A 20925-nucleotide genomic window follows, 5' to 3' on the forward strand; every position below is an offset into this window, starting at 1 on the left:
TGGCCGCATGGGTGGTCAACAGTCGCCGATCAACCTGCGCGACGCGGTGGTGGTGCCGGACCTGGCCCGCGAGCTGGTGGTGCGGTGGCGCGCCGACCAGTTCAGCGCCGCCGACGAGGGGCACGGCTGGCGCTTCCGGCCGCGCGGCGAGCACCTGGTGAGCCTCGGCGACCGCGAGTTCCGGCTGGACAACCTGCACTTCCACCGGCCCAGCGAGCACTGGGTCGGCGGCCGGGCGCGCGGCGCGGAGATGCACGCCGTGCACCTGAGGGCAGGCGAAGACCTCCAGGCGTGCGTGGTGGCGGTGTTCGTCGACCTCGGCGAGCCGGGCGCGTCGGAGGCCAAGCCGCCCAGCGGCATCGACCTGCCCTCGCTGCTGCCCGACGGCGGCTTCCACCGCTACGAGGGCTCGCTGACCACCGGCGAGTTCGACGAGATCGTCAGCTGGGTGGTGATGACCGCGCCGGTCCAGGTCGAGGACCCGGCCCTGCGCGCCTTCATCCGCACCCACGCCGACCACCCGCGCCCGGTCCAGCCGGTCAACCGCCGGTTCGTGCTCAGCACCGGGTGAACTCGGAGCTGGCCGGGACCGAGCCGGGGTGAATAGGCTCACGTCGCATGCGAGTACCCCTGACTGTCGCGGACTTCCTGTACCGGGCGGAGCAGGTCTTCGCCGACACCACGGCCACCGTGGACGAGCCGGACCAGCCCGCCGCGCCCGTGCCGACCACCACCTACCGGCAGTTCGCCACCCGCGTCCGGGCGTGGCAGGCCGGGTTCGACGCGCTCGGCGTCGGCGAGGGTGAGCGGGTCGCCGTGGTCAGCCAGAACTCGGCTCGGGTGCTCGAACTGCTGCACGCCGTGCCCGGCTCCGGGCGGATCGCGGTGCCGGTGAACTTCCGGCTGCGGCCGGACGAGGTGTCCTACATCGTCGAGCACAGCGGCGCGTCCGTGCTGCTGGTCGACCCCGAGTTGGAGCCGGCCGCCGTCACCGCGCGGCACCGGTTCGTCCTCGGCGGGCAGACCGACTCCGAGCTGATGCGCTTCGACGTCGAGCCCCGGCCGTGGGCCGAGCCGGACGAGGACGCCACCGCCACGATCAACTACACCTCCGGCACCACCGCCCGGCCCAAGGGCGTCCAGCTGACCCACCGCAACGTCTGGCTCAACGCGGTCACCTTCGCCATGCACGCCCGCGCGTGGGAGCGGGACGTCTACATGCACGTCCTGCCGATGTTCCACTGCAACGGCTGGGGCATGCCGTTCGGCCTGGCCGGGCTCGGCGTGCCGCAGGTCGTGCTGCGCAAGGTCGACGGCGCGGAGATCCTGCGCCGGGTCCGCGACCACGGCGTCACGCTGATGTGCGGCGCGCCCGCCGTGTGGAACGCCGTGCTGGACGCCGCCCGGGACTGGGACGGCGAGATCCCCGGCCGCGACCGGGTCCGGGTCATCTGCGCGGGCGCGCCGCCGCCCAGCCGCACCATCGCCCGCGTCGGCGAGGAGCTGGGCTGGGAGTTCATCCAGCTCTACGGCCTGACCGAGACGTCGCCGCTGCTCACCTTCAACCGCGCCCGGCCGGCCGACGACGGGCTGTCGGCGGACGAGCGGGCGCGCAAGCTGTCCCGGGCGGGCGCGCCGGGGCTCGGCGTGCGGCTGCGGGTGTCCGAGTCCGGCGAGGTGCTGGCCCGCGGGAACGTCGTGATGGCCGGCTACTGGGAGAACCCCGGCGACAGCGCCGCCGCGCTGGAGGGCGGCTGGTTCCACACCGGCGACGGCGGCGAGCTGGACGACGAGGGCCACCTGACGATCTCCGACCGGAAGAAGGACGTGATCATCACCGGCGGCGAGAACGTGTCGTCCATCGAGGTGGAGGACGCCCTGTTCAGCCACCCGGCGGTGGCCGAGGCGGCGGTCATCGGCGTGCCGCACGACCGGTGGGGCGAGACGATCAAGGCGCTGGTGGTGCGGGCCGGGGGCGCGGAGGTGACCGAGGCGGAGCTGATCGCGCACTGCAAGGCCCGGCTCGCCGGGTACAAGGCGCCGACGTCGGTCGAGTTCCGCGACGCCATCCCGCGCACCGCCACCGGGAAGGTGCAGAAGTTCCTGCTGCGCGAGCCGTACTGGGCCGATCTGGAGCGCAAGGTCAACTGAGCGTGACCCGCTCACCCGGGCGTGGGTCGTCCTCCGCCGCCGCTGTGACTCGTGTGGCTGATGTTGTCATCGGGTCCATTGGAAACGGTGTGGCACGGGTGGCAGAGTCGGCCGGGTATACCGCCGTTCGGCGCAACGGCGGACCGGCCGGACGCTCGGGAGGCGGCAACCGTGGCTCGATGGGTGATCTCGGTCGTGATCGCGTTGACCACCGCGATCGGCCTGGCCGGACCGGCGGCGGCGGTGCCGCCACCACCGCCCAACCCCAGCGACGCCGAGATCGGCGCCGGTCGCGAGCAGGCCGACGCCAAGGCCGCCCGCGTCGGTGAGCTGACCAGCAGGCTCACCGACGCCGAGGCGCGGCTGCAGGAGCTGACCGACGACGTCGCGCGCCGGATGGAGCTGGCCAACAAAGCCCGCGTCGACTCCGAGAACGCCCAGGGCGAGGCCGACCGGGCGCGCCGGGACGCGGAGGCGGCCGCGGTCGAGGCCGACGCCGCCGGCCGGGCCGTCGAGGACGCCAGGGCGCGGCTGGACGAGTTCGCCGGCGCGAGCTTCCGCCAGGGCAGCGTCGTCGGCTCGGTCTCGGCCTACTTCGGCGCGTCCAGCCCGCGGGACCTGCTGGCCCGCGCGCAGCTGCTGGAGGCCGTCAGCGAGTCCAGCCTGGACGTGCTGGACGACGTCGAGCGCAGCCGGGCCGAGAAGGCGAACTCGGACTCCGCCGCCCGGGCCGCCCTGGACCTGGCCGACCGCAAGCAGGTCGCCGCCGACCAGGCCAGGCGGGACGCCGACGCGGCGCGGAGCGCGGCCGTGCGGGCGCAGGAGGGCCAGGCCGCCGCCGCGCGGACCATCCAGGACGACAAGGCGCGCGTCGAGGGCGAGTTGGACCAGGCGCTGCGCGCGGTCGAGGGCCTGGAGGGCAGGCGCGCCCAGTACGACCAGTGGCTGGCGGACAAGCGCCGCGAGGACGAGGAAGCCGCCCGCCGGGCCGCCCTGGCCAAGCCGCAGCTCCCGGTGGCGCGGCCGGTGACGGCGCCGACCGGCGCCCGGGTCGAGGTCGTCGTCGCGCGCGCCATGCAGCAGCTGGGTGTCCGGTACTCGTGGGGCGGCGGCAACTACCAGGGACCGACCGTCGGCATCCGGGACGGCGGCGTCGGCGACCTGCACGGCGACTACTACAGCGTCGGCTTCGACTGCTCGGGGCTGATGATGTACGCGTTCGCGGGCGCCGGCGTCTACCTGCCGCACTACAGCGGCTACCAGTACAACGCGGGCCGCAAGGTGCCGCTGTCCCAGGCGCAGCGCGGCGACATGCTGTTCTGGGGACCGGGCGGCGGCACCCACGTCGCCCTCTACCTCGGCGGCGGGCTGATGGTCGAGGCGCCGTACTCCGGCTCGAACGTCCGCGTGTCGCCGGTCCGCTACGGCGGGATCATGCCCTACGCCACGCGCCTGCTGTAACCGGTCGGTCAACGGTCGCCCACCGGTTCCAGCCGCAGCGCCCGGACCTCCTCGCGCAGCGCCCGGACCTCGTCCAGCACCCGGTCGTCCGAAGTGGACGGTGGCGGTCCGGTCTCGGACTCCATCGCGCTGCACACCACGGCGATGAACAGGTTCAGCATGGTGAACGAGCCGACCAGCAGGTAGACCAGGAAGAAGATCCAGGCCAGCGGCTGGGTGGCCATCACGTCGCGCATCACGTCCGACCAGCCGTCGCCGGTGGTGATCTGGAACAGCGTCAGGACGGTCGAGCCGAGGTCGTCGAACCGGGGGTCGCCGCCGGCGCGGAACAGGTTGAGCGCGACCACGCTGGCCACGTACACCATCAGCACGAGCAGGCCGGACAGCGACAGCAGGCCGGGGATGGAGCGCACCAGCGCGGTCACCACGCGGCGCATGCTCGGCACCATCGAGACCAGCCGCAGCGCGCGCAGGACGCGCAGGGCGCGGACCACCGACAGCGGACCGGCGGCGGGCAGCAGCGACACGGCGACGACGGCGAGGTCGAAGCAGTTCCACGGGTCGCGGAAGAACCGCAGGCGGTGCGCGTAGAGCCGGGCGACCAGCTCGACCACGAAGACGGTCATGGCCACGTGGTCGAGCGCGGTGAACACGGCGCCGTAGGACGCGACGAGCGCCGCCGACGTCTCGCACCCGAGGGTGATCGCGTTCACCAGGATCACCACGATGATCACCCGTTGGAAGCGCTTGCCGTCCACGACGTCGCGGACGCGGTCACGCAGAGCCATGCCGAACTCCTCCTGCACGCGTCGGGAACTTGCTCGATCGAGCACCGCCCCATCGGCGCGCCACCCGAACGGCTTGAGGGAATTCACCTGGTCGAGCGGAATCGCGGACCGCCGGACCGCTGGTTCCCGGACCTGCCAGGCCGGGTTCCGACCTGCTCAAAGGTGGAATATGAACCCTATTCGGCACGACCTCGGAATGGTGACCCCCGAATTGCGGGCAATTGCTCTCGATCACCCGAATGCGCGGCCCCGGTTCGGTAGCGTCGTGCCCAAGGGAGGAAGTCAAGTCCAGGGGGGACCATGACGGCCGGCCGAATTCTTCTCGACGACGGCGAATCCACCTACGACAGGTGCGGCGAGGGACGGGGGGCCGTGCTGCCGCACGGCGGCTCGTTCGCGGTGACCGGACCGGTCGCGCGCCACGAGGACCCCGGGAGACGGGCCGGGCGCGTCCCACCGCGCCCCGCCGCGGTTACCCAGCGCGTCGCGGTGGGCGGGGGTTTCCACCAGGCGGTGCTCGAACGGGCGGACGCCGCCGTGCTGGTGGTCGACCCGGGTGACCTGGGCGTCCGGTGGGCGTCCCCGGCGGCCCGGCGGCTGTTCGGCGGCGCGTCCGGCCAGCTGCCCGACCTGGTCGCGACCGGGGACGCGGCGGCGGTCGGCACGTTCCTGCAGGCGGCGGGCCGCACGGGCGCGTCGCGGTGCACGTGCGCGGTGCCGGTGGCCGGTTCGGCGCACCGGCGGGTCGACCTGGTCGCCCGCGACCTGACCACCGATCCGGACGTGCGCGGGCTGGTCGTGGTGGCGCTCGACGTCACCGGGTGGGCCGAGACGGCGGACGAGCTGGGCAGCAGGCTCAACACCGACGCGTTGACGGGCCTGGCGAACCGCACCGGCTTCCTGCCGCGGCTGGAGCAGGCCGTGCGCGGCGCGCCGGGGCCGGTGCTGCTCTACCTCGACCTCGACCAGTTCAAGGACGTCAACGACCGGCACGGGCACGCCGCCGGCGACCACGTGCTGCGCCTGGTCGCGTCCCGGCTGGCCGCGGTGGTGGCCGGTCGCGGCACGGCGGCCAGGCTCGGCGGCGACGAGTTCGCCGTGCTGCTGGACGAGCTGGACGAGCGGCGGGCGCTCGCGTCGGCGCGGGAGATCCTGGACGTCATCGGCACGCCGGTGACGTTGGACGAGGGCGTGGTCCGGGTGTCGGTGTCGGCGGGCATCGCGTTCGTCCGGCCCGGTCACGGCGCGGAAGCCCTGCTGCACCAGGCAGACCTGGCGCTGCACCGGGCGAAGACCACCGGGCCGGTCGGGGTGGCGCTGTACGACGAGGACCTGGAGGACTGGGCGCTGGCCCGCAAGCACCAGGTCGACCGGCTCGCCGAACGGCTGGAGGAACTGCACGCGGAGAACCGGGCGCTGGCCGAGGCGGCGACCATCGACCAGCGCACGGGCCTGCCCAACGCGGCGACGTTCGACGTCGACCACGCCCGCCGCAACCGCGCCGGCGAGCCGTACAGCCTGCTGCTGGTCGACATCGACCGCTTCCACAGCTACAACACGCTGTACCGCTACCTTGCCGGGCACGAGGCGCTGCGCGAGGTCGGCCAGGCGATCGACCGCACCACCCGGGCCGGTGACCGGGCCTACCGGTACGGCGGCGAGGAGTTCACCGTGCTGCTGCCCGGCACGCGGCTGGACGGGGCGGTCGCGCTGGGGGAGCGGGTCCGGCAGGCGGTGGAACGGCTCGGGGTGGAGCACCGGGGCAACAGCGGCGGGGTGGTGACGGTGTCGATCGGCGCGGTGGAGGTCGCGCCGGGCGCCTCGGTCGCCGACGCGGTGGAGGAGGCCAGCGTGGCGGTGCTGGAGGCCAAGGACGCCGGCCGCAACCGCGTGGTCGGCCGCCGCACGGGCGACGGCGGCCCTCCCGGACCCGGCTAGCCACCCGGACCGACGACCCAGCTCTCGAACGGCCGCACACCGACGCCACCGCCCACCCGTCGTGCCACCGCGCGGCGGGTGGGCGGTGGCGCTCTCTCGCCCGGCCTCACCCGCACGGCGGGCGGGCTGCTCCGTTCAGTCCACCGGACGACTACTCAGCGTAGATAGCATGACCATTTGCATTGCGAATCAATGAACTTAGCTGGGCCGATCTGGTGAAGGTGGTCACGCGGAGTTAGTAATAGGCGTGGACCACGACACCATGCACCACTTCACCGACGGCCTCTCCACCCTGGGGCTCGCCTACCTCGTCTCCGCCATCGGCTCCCTGCTCGGGCTGGCCTGCATGGCCCGCGCCCGCGCCGAGCGGAGCACCGGGCAGAAGGTGCGCTGGACCGTGTTCGGCGCGTTCGCCATCGGCGGCATCGGCATCTGGCTGATGCACTTCATCGCGATGCTCGGCTTCGACATCCCCGGCGTGCCGGTCAAGTACTCCGCGCCGCTGACCGCGCTGTCCGCCGTGGTGGCGATCGGCGTGGTCGGGTTCGGCCTGTCGCTGGTCACGCTCCTGCCGTTCACCAAGCTGCGGCTGGTCGTCGCGGGCACGCTGGCCGGGCTCGGCGTGGCCGGCATGCACTACCTGGGCATGTCCGCGCTCCGGTTCCGCGGCGAGATCTCCTACGAGCCCGCGCTGGTCGCGCTGTCCTGCGTGATCGCGGTCGTCGCGGCGACCGCCGCGTTCTGGTTCACCCTGGTCGTCCGGACGACGCCGGCCCGGATCGCGGCCGGGCTGATCATGGGCGTGGCGGTCACCGGCATGCACTACACCGGCATGGCGGCGGTGCGGGTCAGCGCCGACCCGTCGTTCCCCTCCGCGCAGGGCACGACCGCCTTCGACCTGGTGTTCCCGGTGTTCGTGACGAGCGCCCTGGTGGTGGCCATGCTGCTGTGGATGCTCTTCACCGCGGAGGACGAGGACGTGGTGGGCGAGGTCGCGTAGGTCGCCGCTACCGTTCGGCCCGTGCCCGAACCCGAGCCGCCCTGGGCGGCGTTGGTCCTCGCGGGCGGGCGGGGCAGCAGGCTGGGCGGCGTCGACAAGGCGTCGCTCGTGGTCGGCGGCCGCACGCTCCTCGACCACGTGCTGGACGCCGTCGCGCCCGCCCGGCAGACCGTCGTCGTCGGCCCGCGCAAGGACGGCGTGCCCGGTGTGACGTGGACCCGGGAGGACCCGCCCGGCGGTGGCCCGGTCGCGGGCCTGACCGCCGGGCTGGCGCACGTCCGGACCGACCTCGTGGTGGTGCTCGCGGTGGACCAGCCGGGCATCACCCGGTCCACGGTGGACCGGCTGCTCGCGGCCGTCGGCGAGCACGGCGCGGTCCTCGTGGACGGCGACGGCCGGGCGCAGTGGCTCACCGGCGCGTGGCGGGTCGCCGCCCTGCGCGCCGCCCTGCCGGCCGACCCCCGCGACGTCTCGGCGCGGTCCGTCCTCGGCCCGCTGGAACCGGTGCCGGTCATCGCACGACCGGGTGAAGCGCGGGACGTGGACACCCCGTCCGACCTGACCCGGTGACGGCTCCCGGGGCCGGGCCCAAGATCGGCCGCGGCGGGCGTGAGCTGCGTCGCTGCCCGATTCGGCGCACCCGACCCCCTTCACAAGAGCCATACCGGTGACAGGGGAGACTGGCCGACGATCGCACAACCCCGTCGAGGAGGACCTTTTGTCCGAGCCCGCCGCCGAGGCGCCCAACACGCCGGCTCGTGACGCCCAGTTGCTCGAACGCACCGTGTTCGAGGTCAAGCGGGTGATCGTCGGTCAGGACCGGCTGGTCGAGCGGATGCTCGTCGGCCTGCTGGCCAAGGGCCACCTGCTGCTGGAGGGCGTGCCCGGCGTGGCCAAGACGCTGGCCGTGGAGACGTTCGCCAACGTCGTCGGCGGCTCGTTCTCCCGCGTCCAGTTCACCCCCGACCTGGTGCCCGCCGACATCCTCGGCACCCGCATCTACCGCCAGGGCAGCGAGTCGTTCGACGTCGAGCTCGGCCCCGTGGTGGCGAACTTCGTCCTCGCCGACGAGATCAACCGCGCGCCCGCCAAGGTGCAGTCGGCGATGCTGGAGGTGATGGCCGAGCGGCACGTCTCGATCGGCGGCAAGACGTTCCCGATGCCCACCCCGTTCCTGGTCCTGGCGACCCAGAACCCGATCGAGAACGAGGGCGTCTACCCGCTGCCCGAGGCCCAGCGCGACCGGTTCCTGTTCAAGATCCAGGTCGAGTACCCGACGGCCGAGGAGGAGCGGGAGATCGTCTACCGGATGGGCGTCGAGGCGCCGGTGCCCAACCAGGTGCTCGGTCCGGACGAGCTGGTCCGGCTGCAGGGCGTCGCCTCCCGGGTGTTCGTGCACCACGCGCTGGTCGACTACGTGGTGCGGCTGGTCATCGCGACCCGCGTGCCCAAGGAGCACCAGCTCACCGACGTCGCCGGCTGGGTCGCCTACGGCGCCTCGCCGCGCGCCAGCCTCGGCATCATCGCCGCCGCCCGCGCCCTCGCGCTGGTGCGCGGCCGCGACTACGTGCTGCCGCAGGACATCGTGGACGTGGTGCCGGACGTCCTGCGCCACCGCCTCGTGCTGTCCTACGACGCGCTGGCCGACGGCGTGCCGCTGGACCACATCATCACCAGGGTGCTCCAGACCGTGCCGCTGCCGCAGGTCTCGGCCCGCCCGCAGACGCCGCAGCCCGCGGGCAGGCCGTGACCGAGTCCACCGAGGCGAACCCGGAACGCCCGAGCTGGGCGCCGCCGGTCCTGCACGGCGGCCGGATGGAAGCGGCGCTGCGCACGCTCGAACTGGAGGTCCGCCGCCGGCTCGACGGGCTGCTCCAGGGCAACCACCTCGGCCTCGTGCCGGGACCGGGCTCCGAGCCCGGTGAGGCGCGGCCCTACCAGCCCGGTGACGACGTGCGGCGGATGGACTGGGCGGTCACCGCCCGCACCACCGTGCCGCACATCCGGGAGACCGTCGCCGACCGCGAGCTGGAGACGTGGCTCGCGATCGACCTGTCGCCGAGCCTCGACTTCGGCACCGCCGCCTGCGAGAAGCGCGACCTGGTCGTCGCCGCGACGGCCGCGGTGGCGCACCTGACCCGCGGCGGCGGCAACCGGATCGGCGCGCTGGTGTCCACCGGGGACCAGCTGGTCCGGGTGCCCGCGCGCGGTGGCCTGGCGCACTCGCGCGGCCTGGTCCGCAAGGTCGCCGAGACGCCGCGGGCGCCCGAGGGCACCCGCGGCTCGCTGTCCGAAGTGGTCGAGCAGCTGCGCCGGCCGCCGCGTCGCCGCGGCCTGGTCGTGGTCGTCTCCGACTTCCTCGGCGCCACGGACTGGCAGCGACCGCTGCGCGCGCTGTCCGCCCGGCACGACCTGGTCGCCATCGAGGTCGTCGACCCGCGCGACATCGACCTGCCCGAGGTGGGCACGGTCGTGCTGGCCGACCCGGAGTCGGGCAGGCAGCGCGAGGTGGTGGCGTCGCCGCTGCTGCGCCGCGAGTTCGCCGCCGCGGCGGCCGAGCACCGCGCCGAGGTGGCGGCCGGGCTGCGCCGGGCGGGCGCCGGACACCTGGTGCTGCGCACCGACTCGGACTGGATCGCCGACACCGTGCGGTTCGTCGTCGCGCGCAAGCGCCGTTGGTCGGGAGGGGTGGCCTGATGAGCTTCTCCGGGTTCACCGCGCCGTGGTGGTTCCTGCTGCTGATCGCGGTGGCGCTGCTCGCGGCGTCCTACGTGGTGCTGCAGCGCGTGCTGCGCAAGCGGACGTTGCGGTTCGCCAACCTGCCGATGCTGGAGAAGGTCGCGCCCAAGCGGCTGCCCTGGTACAAGAAGCACCTGCCGATGGCGCTGCTGATGGTCGCGTTCGTCGCGCTGACCGTCGCGCTGGCCGGGCCGACCGCCGAGCAGAAGGTGCCGCGCAACCGCGCCACCGTGATGCTGGTGATCGACACGTCGCTGTCGATGAAGGCCACCGACGTCAAGCCGTCCCGGCTGGAGGCCGCGCAGGTGGCCGCCAAGTCGTTCGCCGACGGGCTCACGCCGGGCATCAACCTGGGGCTGATCTCGTTCGCCGGTTCCGCCACCGTGATGGTCGCGCCGACCACCGACCGGTCCGCGGTCACGTCGAGCATCGACGGGCTCAAGCTCGCCCAGTCGACCGCGACCGGTGACGCCATCGTGGCCGCGCTGGCGGCGATCGACTCGTTCGGCAAGGTCGTCGGCGGCGCGGACGGCCCACCGCCCGCGCGCGTCGTGCTGATGACCGACGGCAAGGAGACCGTCGGCACCCGCAAGGCCACCGACGCGGCGGAGGACGCCAAGAAGGCGGGCATCCCGATCTCCACCATCTCGTTCGGCACCGAGGAGGGCGTGGTCGAGATCGAGGGCCGGCGGCAGGAGGTGCCGGTGGACGACGACTCGATGAAGGAGATCGCGAAGCTGTCCGGCGGCGAGTTCTTCAAGGCCGCGAGCGCCGAGGAGCTGCGCCGGGTGTACGACACGCTGGGCGAGCAGATCGGCTACGAGAAGAAGCAGGCCGACGCGTCGCGCCCGTGGGTGGCGCTGGGCACCGTGCTGGGCATGATCGCCCTGGCGGGCGCCCTCCTCTTCGGCCAACGCCTCCCCTAACCCCCTGCGAGAGTCCAACCTCCAGCCCGCGAGAGTCCAACGTCCAGAACACCTGAATTCAACGCTCGGAACACGGTCCGCCGGTCCTGAGCGTTGAATTCAGGTGTCGCGAACGTTGGACTCTCGCGCTTTGAGCGTTGGACTCTCGCGGAGGGGTCAGCCGTGGTGGTTGCGGTAGGTGGTGGCGGCGCCGGGGTGCAGGGGCAGGGTGGCGGTGCCGATCAGGCTGCGGGCGTCCAGGAACTGGGTGCCGAGCGTCTGGGCGGGCACGAGGGCGGCGGCGCGGGACACCAGGGTCCGGGTGACGGCGGCGGCAGCGGCGTCCGGCAGGGACGAGCGGCACACCAGCAGGTTGGCCACGCCGATCGTCGGCACCTCGCCGGCCGCGTCGTAGACGCCGACCGGCACGGACACCTTCTCGTACACCGAACCGTGCGCCGTCCGCAGCACGGGGACCAGGTCGGCCAGCGGCAGCAGCCGGATGCCGGGCACGAGGTCCAGCACGGGCGTCGGCACGCCACCCGACCACAGCAGCGCGTCGATCCGCCCGTCCGCCAACGCCTGCGCCGCGTCACCGATCCGGAAGTGCGCCACCCGCACCGACCCGCGCAGCCCCAGCGCCACGAGCATCCGCTCGCCCGACAGCGACGCGCCGGAGCCCGCCGCGCCCAGCGACACGGTCCGCCCGGCCAGGTCGGCGGGCCCCCGCGCCGGATCGTCCTCCCGCACCACGAGCTGCAGGTAGTTCTCGTACACCCGCCCCAGCGCGCGCAGCTCCAGCGCGGGATCGGCGACCAGGGCAGAGTCGGCCAGGACCAGCGCGACCTGCGCCTGCCCGGTGGCCAGCAGCTCCAGGTTCGCCAGGCTGCCCTCCGACTCCAGCGCCCGCCCGCGCACGTCGACCAGCTGCTCGGCCAGCAGGGTGGCGAAGTCGAAGTACATCCCGCCGCGCTCACCGGCGGCGATCACCAGCTCGTCGGACGGCCCGCCGCCCGTGCACCCGGCAGCCGCGCACCCGGCGGCCAGCAGCCCGAGCAGGAACACCCGCCGGTTCACAGCACCGGCTCCAGCGGCAGGGTGACGCGGGCGGTGAACCCGGCCGCCGACGACAGCGCCAGCACGCCCTGCCGCGCCTTGACCAGCTGGTCGGCGATCGCCAGGCCCAACCCGGTGCCGGGCTGCCCGGACGTCCCGCGCCAGAACCGCGACGTGGCCAGCGCCAGCTCCTCCTCGGTCAACCCCGGACCGTCGTCGTGCACCTCGACCCACCCCGCTCCCGCCGCCCGGTCCGCGCCGAGCGAGACCCGCACCGCGCCGCCGTACTTGACCGCGTTGTCCAGCAGCACGTCGAGCACCTGCGCCAGGTCGGACTCCGGGCAGCGCACGAGCACCGCCGGCACCGGCACGTCCGGCAGCGGCACCTGCCAGAACCCGGCCCGGTCCACCGCCACCGCACCGAGGTCGGCCAGCTCCGGCTCACGCCCGCCCGCCGCGACCTCGGTGGCCGCGCTCTCCGCCGTCGCCAGCGCCAGCAGCCCGTCCAGCAGCGACTCCAGCCGTTCGATCTCGGCCACGCCCGCCGTGTACGCGCGCACCCCCTCCGGCTTGACCTGACCGCTCAACGTGTCCATCCGCAGCCGCAGCGCCGCCATCGGGTTGCGCAACTGGTGCGAGGCGTCCGCGATCAACCGCCGCTGCTGGTCGGCGGCCTCCGTCACGGCGTCGGACATCCGGTTGAACGACTCCGACAGCTCGCGCACCTCCGGCGGCCCGCTGCTGCCCGCCACGTGCGCCCGGCGCTCGCCGGCGGCCACCGCGCGCACACCGATCGCCAGCTCGGCCAGCGGCTTGAGCAGCCACCGGGTGACGGCCAGCACCAGCAGCACCGAGATGACGGCCGCCGCCAGCGCGCCGCCGAGGATCAGCAGCCACCGCGCGGTCACGTCCGCCGCCGCGCGGTCCACCGACGCCCGCAGCACCACCGCCCCGGCCACCCTGGTGCCGGTGCCGACCGGGCGGGCGAACACGACGTCACCCGACGACCAGGGCCGCAACGTCGGCACCGACGGCACCGGCTGGTTGCGCAGCGCCGCGTCCAGCCCCCGCGCCAACGCCGGGTCGTCGGCCCGCAGCCCGGCCTCGGCCACCGGCTCCCGGTGCGCGTCGACCACCACCACCGGCTCGCCGTACAGCTCGACGTACGCGGTGACCTCGTCCACCAGGGCGGCGGCGTCGCCCGTGGTCTCGGCCTGCTGGGCCAGCGCGGCGAACCGGTCCAGGTCGGCGGTGCGGGTCAGCACGAACCGCTGGGTGCGCTCGGAGGCCGTGGCGGACAGCAGCGGCCCGGCGAACGCCGTCACCGCGGCGGCGGAGAACAGCAGCAGCACCAGCAGCAGGCGGCGGCGCATCACTCACCCAGCCGGTAGCCGAAACCGCGGATGGTGGTCAGCAGGCCGGGGCGGTCCAGCTTGCCCCGCAACCCGGCCAGGTGCACGTCCAGCGACCGCGACACGGCCAGGTACGCGTCGCCCCACACCTCGTCCATCAGCTGCTGGCGGCTCACCGCCGTGCCCGCCCGGCTGGCCAGCGCGGCGAGCACGTCGAACTCCTTGGGCGTCAACGTGACCTCCGCGGCCCCGACCACCACCCGCCTGCCCTCCAGGTCGATCTCCACGTCGCGCACCCGCACCACGCGGTCCTTCGGCCCGGTGAGCGCCGCGCTGCGCCGCACGACCGCGTCCATCCTGGCCAGCAACTCACCGAGGCGGACCGGTTTCACCAGGTAGTCGTCGGCGCCGAGGCGCAGCCCCCGCACGATCGACCGCTCGTCACCGCGCGCTGTGAGCACCAGCACGGGCACCTGCGAGACCTTGCGGACCTTGCGCAGCACCTCCAGGCCGTCGGTGTCGGGCAGGCCCAGGTCCAGGAGCAGCAGGTCGAAGTCGCGGTGGACCAGGAGCGCGTCCGCGCCGCGGGCCACCCGGCTCGGCCGGTGGTCGTTGGCCTCCAGCGCCTCGACCAAGGCGCCGGCGACCCCGTCGTCGTCCTCGACGAGCAGCACTCGCACCCCCGTCACCCCCTTCGGTTGGGGCGATTATGGCCTTCGAGGTGTAAACAAGTGGCTGTGAGCATTGACGAACACGTCCCGGCGGTCCTCCTGGACGAGGCCAGCGAGGCGTTGCAGGAGCTGACGAGCGTGCTGGCCGACGGCCAGAGCCTGCGGGACGCGCTCCAGCAGCTGGCGGAGTCGGCGTCCCGGGTCATCCCGGACGCCGAGCACGTCAGCGTGACCGTGATCGGCCCGGACGGCGCGACCACGGCGGTGGCGACCGACGAGAAGGTCCTCGCCGTGGACGCCGACCAGTACGCGGCCGGCAACGGCCCGTGCCTGGAGGCGTCACGGGCGCAGCGGCCCGTCCGGGCGGGGGTGGCGGAGGGCCGGGCGCGGTGGCCCGAGTTCGCCCGCGCCGCCGAGCGGGCCGGTGTGTGCGCGTACCTGTCCGCGCCGATCCTGCTGGAAGACGCCGTGCTGGGTTCGTTGAACATGTACAGCTCCGACGAGCGGGCGTTCGACCCGTTCGACGAGGCGCTGGTCCGGTTGTTCGTCACCGCCGCGTCCACCGCGATCACCGGCTTCCGCCGCTACGAGCGGTCCCGCCTGCTGATCGAGCACCTGCAGCACGCGCTGGAGTCGCGTGCCGAGATCGACCAGGCCAAGGGCGTGCTGATGGCCGCCCACGGCGTCGACGCCGACGAGGCGTTCGGCCGGCTGGTGGTCGAGTCGCAGCAGCACAACACCAAGCTGCGCGAGGTGGCCCGGAACTTGCTCGACTCGGTGCGAAGACGGCAATGATCGTCACGCTCCCGACAAAAGTCTTCTTGGCGATGTGGTGATCGCAATAGCGGTGGATTGCCCGGGTTGAATTCTCCGCCGGGTGGTCGGAGTGTTCGGGAAAAGCATTTCCCGTTCTGGTCCGAGAGGAGTACGCGCAGGAATTCCGGTTTCCGGGGCTCCCGGAACGTTCCGCGCTAAGGCGTTCCGGGGTCCAGTTCGGACCCCTGCTCGTCGTCATCGTCGGCGAGGACGGCGACCATGTCGGCCGGGACGCGGAACGCGATCGCCTTCACGCCGCTGTAGACGGGGGTCAGCGCGGGTTCGACGCCCCGCGCGACGACGCCGCGCCCCTGGAGCATGCGCGTGATGCGAGCCACCGGCCTGGTGAAGCCGCGGAGCATCCGGTCGTCGTCGAACCCGGCGATCTCGTAGATCGCCTCGCGGTCGATCCACCCACCTCGGCGGGCGGCCTCGCGGATGACCTCGGCCTGGGGGCGCTCCTCGAAGTCGAGGTGGCGCAGCAGCTCCGCCGCGCCGGCGGCCGACCAGTCCGCGGTCTCCTGGCTCTCGCTCACCCGGGCGACGTCGCTCACCGACTCGCTGCGAACCGTGACGTCGAGCGCGGTCGCCCGCCGGAGCAGGTCGACGGGCCGCATCATGTGCAGCCGCCTGCCGGACGCGGCGGCGAACTCCTCGACCAGCTCGACGCGCGGGCCCAGGAACTCGGACCGGTGCCGCCACCACCAGTCCTCCTTCTCGTCACCGGTCACGAACAACAGGTCGGCGCCGCGCCGCGACGCCTCCTGGACCGCCTGCGCCCAGACCAGGTAGTCGCCCGCCGCGCCCTCCGGGAGGCTCGACTCGTCCTTGCCCGCGTCGAGGTACCCGGGCGGTTCCTTCGCGTTGGCACGGCGCTTGCCCTCCTGGACGAGCTCCTTCCACCGGCCCTGCTCGGGTTTCGCGCCCACCTTGCCGCCGAGGAGCGCTTCCAGCTCCGCCAGCACCGGCTCGTGCTCGGGGGTCCGCGGCGAGTCGGGTGACGGCGAGGTGTGCGACTTGACGGCCGCCTCCAGCTCCTCGTGCAGCGCCGCCACCCGGTCCAGCAGGCCGTCGCGATCCGCGTCCGGCAGGGCCGTGGTCTTGGCCCACTGGAGCAGCGCGTCGTCGGCCGCCCTCCGCTGCTTGGCCAGGGCGGCGAGCACCTGGTCGACCGCCGCCGCGCGGCCGGCCAGGACCGTCAGCCGGTTGCGCCAGAACTCGCGCATCACCTGGTGCGGCACCCACAGCCGGTCGCCCACCCGCCGGAGCAGGCCGAGCAGGTCGTCGCGCGTCGCCTCGTTGTACCGGTACAGGTTGAGCAGCACGTTCGCGTCGACCACGACCAGCGCGGTCCGGAGGGCGTCGTCCAGCTCCCGCTCGGGGGCCCGGCGATAACCGGGGAAGGCGTCGTAGATGCCCGAGTTGCCGTCCGGCTGTTCGACCACAGGAGTCGTCCCCCGTCCTCCGGCGCTGTCGGCTCCCACCGCCGAGCGCGATGCCCGTAGGTCGTCGCACGGGCGCCCGGTGTTTCAAGCCGCCGCCGGGTCAGGAGGGGGAGACGTAGAGCCAGGACCCGCGTTCGCGGACGAAGTGGCTGATCTCGTAGAGGTGGTCGCGCTCGCCCGGCCGGCGGTAGTGGGCGCGGAACTCCACGGTGCCCGTCGACTCGAACGGGGTGCCGCCGGTCTGGGACAGGACCTCCAGGTGGGTCCAGCGCTGCTCGCGGTCCAGGTCGAGGAACCGCGGGCGGGTGGTCGGGTGCCACGTGGCCAGCAGGTACTCGTCGTCGTAGCGGGCGAAGGCGCTGTAGCGGGAGCGCATGAGGGCGACGGCGGTGGGCGCCTCGCGCTCGCCCCGGTGGAACGGCCCGCAGCACGTGTCGTACGGCTCGCCCAGGCCGCACGGGCAGCGGTCGGTCATTCCGGCCGGTCGCAGGCGGTGCGGCCGGAGCGGTCGTAGCGCACCCACGCCAGCGCGTTCTCCGCCTCGCGGTCACCTGCGGCGGCGTCCGCGGCCAGCGACGCGTGCACCTGGTAGCGCAGGTCGGCGGGCGCGGCGGAGTTGGTGAGCAGGTTCGCCCGGATCGCCGGGCTCGGGTCGTCGGCGAGCAGCGCCAACGCCTCGGCGGGCGCCGCGGGGTCGGTGGACAGCGCCTCGCGCACCGAGTCGTCCGGGTCGCGGGCCAGGGCCACGCCCCGCGCGACGGACATCTGTTCGTTCACGGCGCCAGGATATAGAGGGAAGCGGCCCCCCTCCCGTTGACTGCCAGTCGGGGAGGGGGACCGCTTCGAGGGCCGGCTACGGCGTCAGCCGCACGCCGCACCGTTCAAGGTGGGAGAAGTGAACGGTGGGGTGCCGCCGCTGTAGCTCGCGTTGTAACCGATGGTCGCGGTACCACCGGTCGCGAGCCCGCCGTTCCAGGCCGCGTTACCGACGCGGACGATGTCGCCGCTGTCGGTCCACGTCCCGTTCCAGCCCTGGGAAACGGTCACGCCGGGTGCGGAGAACGTCAGGGTCCAGCCGTTGAGCGCCGCGCCCCGGTTCTCGATGACGATCTCACCGGTGTAACCGCCCGACCACTGGCTCACCACGCGGTGCGTCACCCGGCAGCCGTCCCCTGGAGGCGGCGTCGTGGTGGTCGTCGTGGTGGTGGTCGTGGAAGTAGTGGTGGTCGTAGTTGTAGTCGTGGTCGTCGTGCTGGAAGACGTGGTCGTCGTGATCGGCCCCGCGGCCATCGCCATGTCGTACGCCCGCTGCGGCACGAACTGGCCCGCGCCCGCGATGCAGCCGTCGGCCTCGCCGGGCAGCTTGATCCACAGGAACGCGGCGATCTGCGAGTCGCCGGTGTCGGTCGTGCTCGCCGTGCCGATCGCCCGGCCCGCCGGGTCGCACCACTCGCTGCCGAGCGGGCCGTTGCCGTTGCGGCTGGTGTCGACGACCGCCTTGAGCCGCGAGTCGCCCAGGTTGTTGAGCACGGCCTTGGCGAACGCGACCTCGTCCCGGCTGTAGCGGTAGTTCGACACGTTGGTGGAGATGCCGTCGGCGCTGTTGGCGATGTCCGCCGCGCGCAGCCGGTTGGCCGCCTCGCCGGGCGTGAGCCACGCCGAGTGGCCGATGTCGAAGTACACCTTGGCCTGCGCCGACCCGGCCTTGAGCTTCTTGCCCGCGTAGGCCATCGACGCCCGCGTCTCGCTCTGCTGCGACTCGGACTGGCAGGTGCTCATGATCGGCAGCACGTCCGGCTCCAGGACGATCGACGCGGGCCGGCCGCCCAACCCCGCGGCGACCTCGTCGACCCACGCCCGGTAGGCCGAGTGCGACGGCGCGCCACCGCCGCTCGCGCCGCCGCAGTCCCGGTTGGGCACGTTGTAGACGACCAGGATCGGGATCTTCCCGGCCGCCGCCGCCGCGCCCACGTAGGCGTCGACCTGACCCCGGACCGCCGAGGTGTTGGTCGTGGTGAACCACTTCGCCTGCGGCGTGTTGACGATCCGGTCGCGGATCACCGCCGCCCGCGAGTCGTTGGGGTTCTGCGCCACCCACCTCGCCGCCGAGGTGTTCGGGTCGACGTAGAACGCCGAGTCGGCGGCCTGGGCCGCCGTCGCGCCGCTGCCGAGGACCACGGCGACGGCTCCGGCCACCAACGCGCCGGAGAGCGCGCTCGCCGCGGCCAGCCTGGTCCTGTGCGGGGGCCGGCGGTGCCGGCCGGGGTCGTTGGCGTCGTGTGCTCGCATCGGAAGGTCCTCGCAGCGTCGGTGCTGAACGGGGGCTGACTTCGACTGGGAGCGCTCCCAGGTGGCAGGACTGTAGCCAGTCGGAAACGTGGAAGAAAAGGGGGCATGATCATTTGGCTACCCCCGCTGTTTCTCACGTTCCGTGAAGAAAACGCCGGATGAAGCACGGCTGAGACGGGTCTGCCACCGTTGAACAGGGTGCTAAACACTGTCAGTGATTATTTAGCGGTCGTACTGCTCCGAATGGGTGGATGAGACCCAGGTCACGGTCGTGTCGAAGTTGATGTCGAAAATCCGTCGAATTGCGCCGCGCGGGTGCAGCGCGTGCGGGCCGAATGGCTCATGTCTGGTGCGAAAAATCGGACAATCCTAGTCTGGGAACGCTCCCAGCGCCTTCCTCGACGCTGTTCCCCGATCCCCGGAGGCAACGCAATGACGCGCACTCCCTCCCGACGACCCGCGGCGGTGGCGGTGACCACGGCGCTGCTCGCGGCCGTGGCCCTGGCCGCCACCGTGCTGGTGCCCCACCTGCGGCCGGTGGCCGTCGCGCAGGTGGCCGAGCAGGCCGACCAGCGGGTCGAGCAGCTGCTCGCCCGCATGTCGCTGGACGACAAGGTCGGCCAGATGACCCAGATCGACCGCGGCGCGCTCAAGTCCACCTCGGACCTGGTCACCTACCGGATCGGCTCGCTGCTGTCCGGCGGCGGCTCCGCGCCGACCCCGAACACGCCCCAGTCGTGGGCCGACATGTACGACAACTTCCAGCGCACGGCGATGTCCGCGCCCCTGGGCATCCCGCTGATCTACGGCGTGGACGCCGTGCACGGGCACAACAACGTGCGCGGCGCGACGATCTTCCCGCACAACATCGGCCTCGGCGCCACCCGCGACCCCGGGCTGGTCGAGCGCATCGGCGCGGCCACCGCCGAGGAGGTCGCGGGCACCGGCATCGACTGGAACTTCGCGCCCTGCCTGTGCGTGGCGCGCGACGACCGGTGGGGTCGCACCTACGAGTCGTTCGGCGAGGTGCCGGAGATCCCGACCTCGATGACCACCTACATCGACGGCCTGCAGGGCGCGGTGCTCGGCGGCACGCCCAGCTCGGTGCTGGCCACCGCGAAGCACTACATCGGTGACGGCGGCACGGTCGGCGGCGACGACCAGGGCGACGCGCGGATCAGCGAGCAGGAGCTGCGCTCGGTGCACCTGCCGCCGTTCCGGTCCGCCGTGGACCGGGGCGTCGGCTCGGTGATGATCTCCTACAGCAGCTGGAACGGCGTCAAGGCGCACGGCCACCGCTACCTGATCACCGACCTGCTCAAGACCGAGCTGGGCTTCTCCGGGTTCGTGGTCTCGGACTGGGCGGGCATCGACCAGATCGACGGCGCGACCGGCTTCACCGGCGCGGAGGTCGCCGCCGCCGTCAACGCGGGCATCGACATGGTGATGGTCCCGACCGACTACCAGCGGTTCACCAGCCTGCTCAAGGCCGAGGTGCAGGCCGGGCGGGTGAGCACGGCCCGGGTCGACGACGCCAACCGGCGCATCCTGACCAAGAAGTTCGAGCTCGGCCTGTTCGAGCGCCCGCTCACCGACCGCTCGCTGACCTCGACGGTCGGCTCGGCGGCGCACCGCGACCTGGCCCGCCGGGCGGTGCGGCAGTCGCAGGTGCTGCTGCGCAACGACGGCGTGCTGCCGCTGGCCAAGTCCGGCCGGTACTTCGTGGCGGGCAAGTCGGCCGACGACATCGGCTACCAGAGCGGCGGCTGGACGATCTCGTGGCAGGGCGGCAGCGGCAGCACCACGCCCGGCACCACGATCCTCCAGGGCATCCGCGAGGCGGTCGGGTCCGGCGCGACCGTCACGCACGACCGGTACGGCGCGGGGGTCGACGGCTCGTACACGGCGGCCATCGCCGTGGTGGGGGAGACCCCGTACGCCGAGGGCCAGGGCGACCGGCCTCACGGCCTCGGCCTGGACCGCGAGGACCTGGAGACGATCAACCGGCTGCGGTCGGCGGGCGTCCCGGTGGTCGTGGTGCTGGTGTCCGGCCGGCCGATGGACGTCGCGAACCAGGTCGGCGACTGGGACGCGCTGCTCGCCTCGTGGCTGCCCGGCACCGAGGGCCGGGGCGTGGCCGACGTGCTGTTCGGCGACTACAACCCGACCGGGAAGCTGCCCGTGACCTGGATGAACAGCAGCTCGCAGCAGCCGATCAACGCCGGTGACGGCAAGGCCGCCCTGTACCCGCTGGGCCACGGCCTGAGCTACGCCCCGATCACCACGACCACCACCACCACGACCACCACCACCA

The 20925-nt window shown here is 73.1% G+C and carries 18 protein-coding genes and 1 pseudogene; 11 read left to right on the forward strand and 8 right to left on the reverse strand.

The features are described from left to right. Window positions 1–7 precede the first annotated feature (7 nt). The 3 genes from AB0F89_RS20725 to AB0F89_RS20735 all read left to right on the forward strand — a co-directional run bounded on the left by AB0F89_RS20725 (window position 8) and on the right by AB0F89_RS20735 (window position 3612). Complete coding sequence (locus tag AB0F89_RS20725) at window positions 8–571, forward strand: carbonic anhydrase family protein (protein WP_367138615.1); 564 nt, start codon at window positions 8–10, stop codon at window positions 569–571. 47 nt (window positions 572–618) lie between these two features. Continuing rightward, on the forward strand, window positions 619–2151 hold the full coding sequence (locus AB0F89_RS20730; protein ID WP_367138617.1) for an AMP-binding protein: 1533 nt from the start codon (window positions 619–621) through the stop codon (window positions 2149–2151). A gap of 171 nt (window positions 2152–2322) precedes the next feature. Then, window positions 2323–3612, forward strand: coding sequence for an NlpC/P60 family protein (locus tag AB0F89_RS20735; RefSeq protein WP_367138619.1), 1290 nt, complete (start codon window positions 2323–2325; stop codon window positions 3610–3612). An 8-nt stretch (window positions 3613–3620) separates the two neighbouring features. On the opposite strand, the gene AB0F89_RS20740 is transcribed toward AB0F89_RS20735, so the two are convergent. Then, complete coding sequence (locus AB0F89_RS20740) at window positions 3621–4400, reverse strand: ion transporter (protein ID WP_367138620.1); 780 nt, start codon at window positions 4398–4400, stop codon at window positions 3621–3623. Between the two features lie 300 nt (window positions 4401–4700). Here AB0F89_RS20740 and AB0F89_RS20745 point away from each other — a divergent pair, with 300 nt between their 5' ends. The 6 genes from AB0F89_RS20745 to AB0F89_RS20770 all read left to right on the forward strand — a co-directional run bounded on the left by AB0F89_RS20745 (window position 4701) and on the right by AB0F89_RS20770 (window position 11003). Beyond that, window positions 4701–6338 carry a diguanylate cyclase gene (locus tag AB0F89_RS20745; protein WP_367138622.1) on the forward strand — a complete coding sequence of 546 codons (1638 nt, stop codon included), beginning with the start codon at window positions 4701–4703 and terminating at the stop codon, window positions 6336–6338. 247 nt (window positions 6339–6585) lie between these two features. Further along, on the forward strand, window positions 6586–7338 hold the full coding sequence (locus AB0F89_RS20750) for an MHYT domain-containing protein (protein WP_367138623.1): 753 nt from the start codon (window positions 6586–6588) through the stop codon (window positions 7336–7338). A 21-nt stretch (window positions 7339–7359) separates the two neighbouring features. Continuing rightward, window positions 7360–7908, forward strand: coding sequence for a molybdenum cofactor guanylyltransferase (locus AB0F89_RS20755; protein WP_367127077.1), 549 nt, complete (start codon window positions 7360–7362; stop codon window positions 7906–7908). A 148-nt stretch (window positions 7909–8056) separates the two neighbouring features. Next, window positions 8057–9088 carry an AAA family ATPase gene (locus AB0F89_RS20760; RefSeq protein WP_367127079.1) on the forward strand — a complete coding sequence of 344 codons (1032 nt, stop codon included), beginning with the start codon at window positions 8057–8059 and terminating at the stop codon, window positions 9086–9088. Window positions 9089–9153: 65 nt separating this feature from the next. After that, complete coding sequence (locus AB0F89_RS20765) at window positions 9154–10035, forward strand: DUF58 domain-containing protein (RefSeq protein WP_367138946.1); 882 nt, start codon at window positions 9154–9156, stop codon at window positions 10033–10035. Further along, window positions 10035–11003: a VWA domain-containing protein gene (locus AB0F89_RS20770; RefSeq protein ID WP_367127080.1), complete on the forward strand. Its 969-nt coding sequence runs from the start codon at window positions 10035–10037 to the stop codon at window positions 11001–11003. The genes AB0F89_RS20765 and AB0F89_RS20770 overlap by 1 nt, the downstream gene beginning before the upstream one ends. A 156-nt stretch (window positions 11004–11159) precedes the next feature. Here the strand turns inward: AB0F89_RS20770 and AB0F89_RS20775 are convergent, their stop codons facing one another. The 3 genes from AB0F89_RS20775 to AB0F89_RS20785 are packed head-to-tail and all read right to left on the reverse strand — an operon-like array spanning window position 11160 to window position 14070. Next, window positions 11160–12059 (reverse strand): TAXI family TRAP transporter solute-binding subunit, encoded by a 900-nt coding sequence (locus AB0F89_RS20775; protein WP_367127081.1) that lies wholly within the window; start codon window positions 12057–12059, stop codon window positions 11160–11162. After that, entirely contained in the window at window positions 12056–13411 is a 1356-nt protein-coding gene (locus AB0F89_RS20780; RefSeq protein ID WP_367127082.1) for an ATP-binding protein, read from the reverse strand. Before AB0F89_RS20780 ends, AB0F89_RS20775 begins: the two co-directional genes overlap by 4 nt. After that, window positions 13411–14070: a response regulator transcription factor gene (locus AB0F89_RS20785; protein ID WP_367127084.1), complete on the reverse strand. Its 660-nt coding sequence runs from the start codon at window positions 14068–14070 to the stop codon at window positions 13411–13413. The genes AB0F89_RS20780 and AB0F89_RS20785 overlap by 1 nt, the downstream gene beginning before the upstream one ends. 57 nt (window positions 14071–14127) lie before the next feature. On the opposite strand from AB0F89_RS20785, the gene AB0F89_RS20790 reads away from it, so the two are divergent. Next, window positions 14128–14856, forward strand: coding sequence for an ANTAR domain-containing response regulator (locus AB0F89_RS20790; RefSeq protein ID WP_367127085.1), 729 nt, complete (start codon window positions 14128–14130; stop codon window positions 14854–14856). A 176-nt stretch (window positions 14857–15032) separates the two neighbouring features. On the opposite strand, the gene AB0F89_RS20795 is transcribed toward AB0F89_RS20790, so the two are convergent. The 4 genes from AB0F89_RS20795 to AB0F89_RS20810 form a co-directional block, all read right to left on the reverse strand. Next, the gene (locus tag AB0F89_RS20795; protein ID WP_367127087.1) at window positions 15033–16322 is read right to left on the reverse strand and encodes a PIN-like domain-containing protein; all 1290 of its coding nucleotides are present in this window, start codon (window positions 16320–16322) and stop codon (window positions 15033–15035) included. Window positions 16323–16422: 100 nt separating this feature from the next. Further along, complete coding sequence (locus AB0F89_RS20800) at window positions 16423–16797, reverse strand: YchJ family protein (RefSeq protein WP_367127088.1); 375 nt, start codon at window positions 16795–16797, stop codon at window positions 16423–16425. Then, the gene (locus AB0F89_RS20805; protein ID WP_367127089.1) at window positions 16794–17099 is read right to left on the reverse strand and encodes a hypothetical protein; all 306 of its coding nucleotides are present in this window, start codon (window positions 17097–17099) and stop codon (window positions 16794–16796) included. Before AB0F89_RS20805 ends, AB0F89_RS20800 begins: the two co-directional genes overlap by 4 nt. 84 nt (window positions 17100–17183) lie before the next feature. After that, a complete protein-coding gene (locus AB0F89_RS20810; protein WP_367127090.1) occupies window positions 17184–18611 on the reverse strand; it encodes a glycoside hydrolase family 6 protein in 1428 nt (475 codons plus the stop codon). 432 nt (window positions 18612–19043) lie between these two features. On the opposite strand from AB0F89_RS20810, the pseudogene AB0F89_RS20815 reads away from it, so the two are divergent. Continuing rightward, window positions 19044–20882 (forward strand): annotated as a pseudogene (locus AB0F89_RS20815) (glycoside hydrolase family 3 protein); the annotation flags it as partial. Window positions 20883–20925 lie beyond the last annotated feature (43 nt).

It is taken from the genome of Saccharothrix sp. HUAS TT1, from assembly GCF_040744945.1.
GTDB lineage: Bacteria > Actinomycetota > Actinomycetes > Mycobacteriales > Pseudonocardiaceae > Actinosynnema.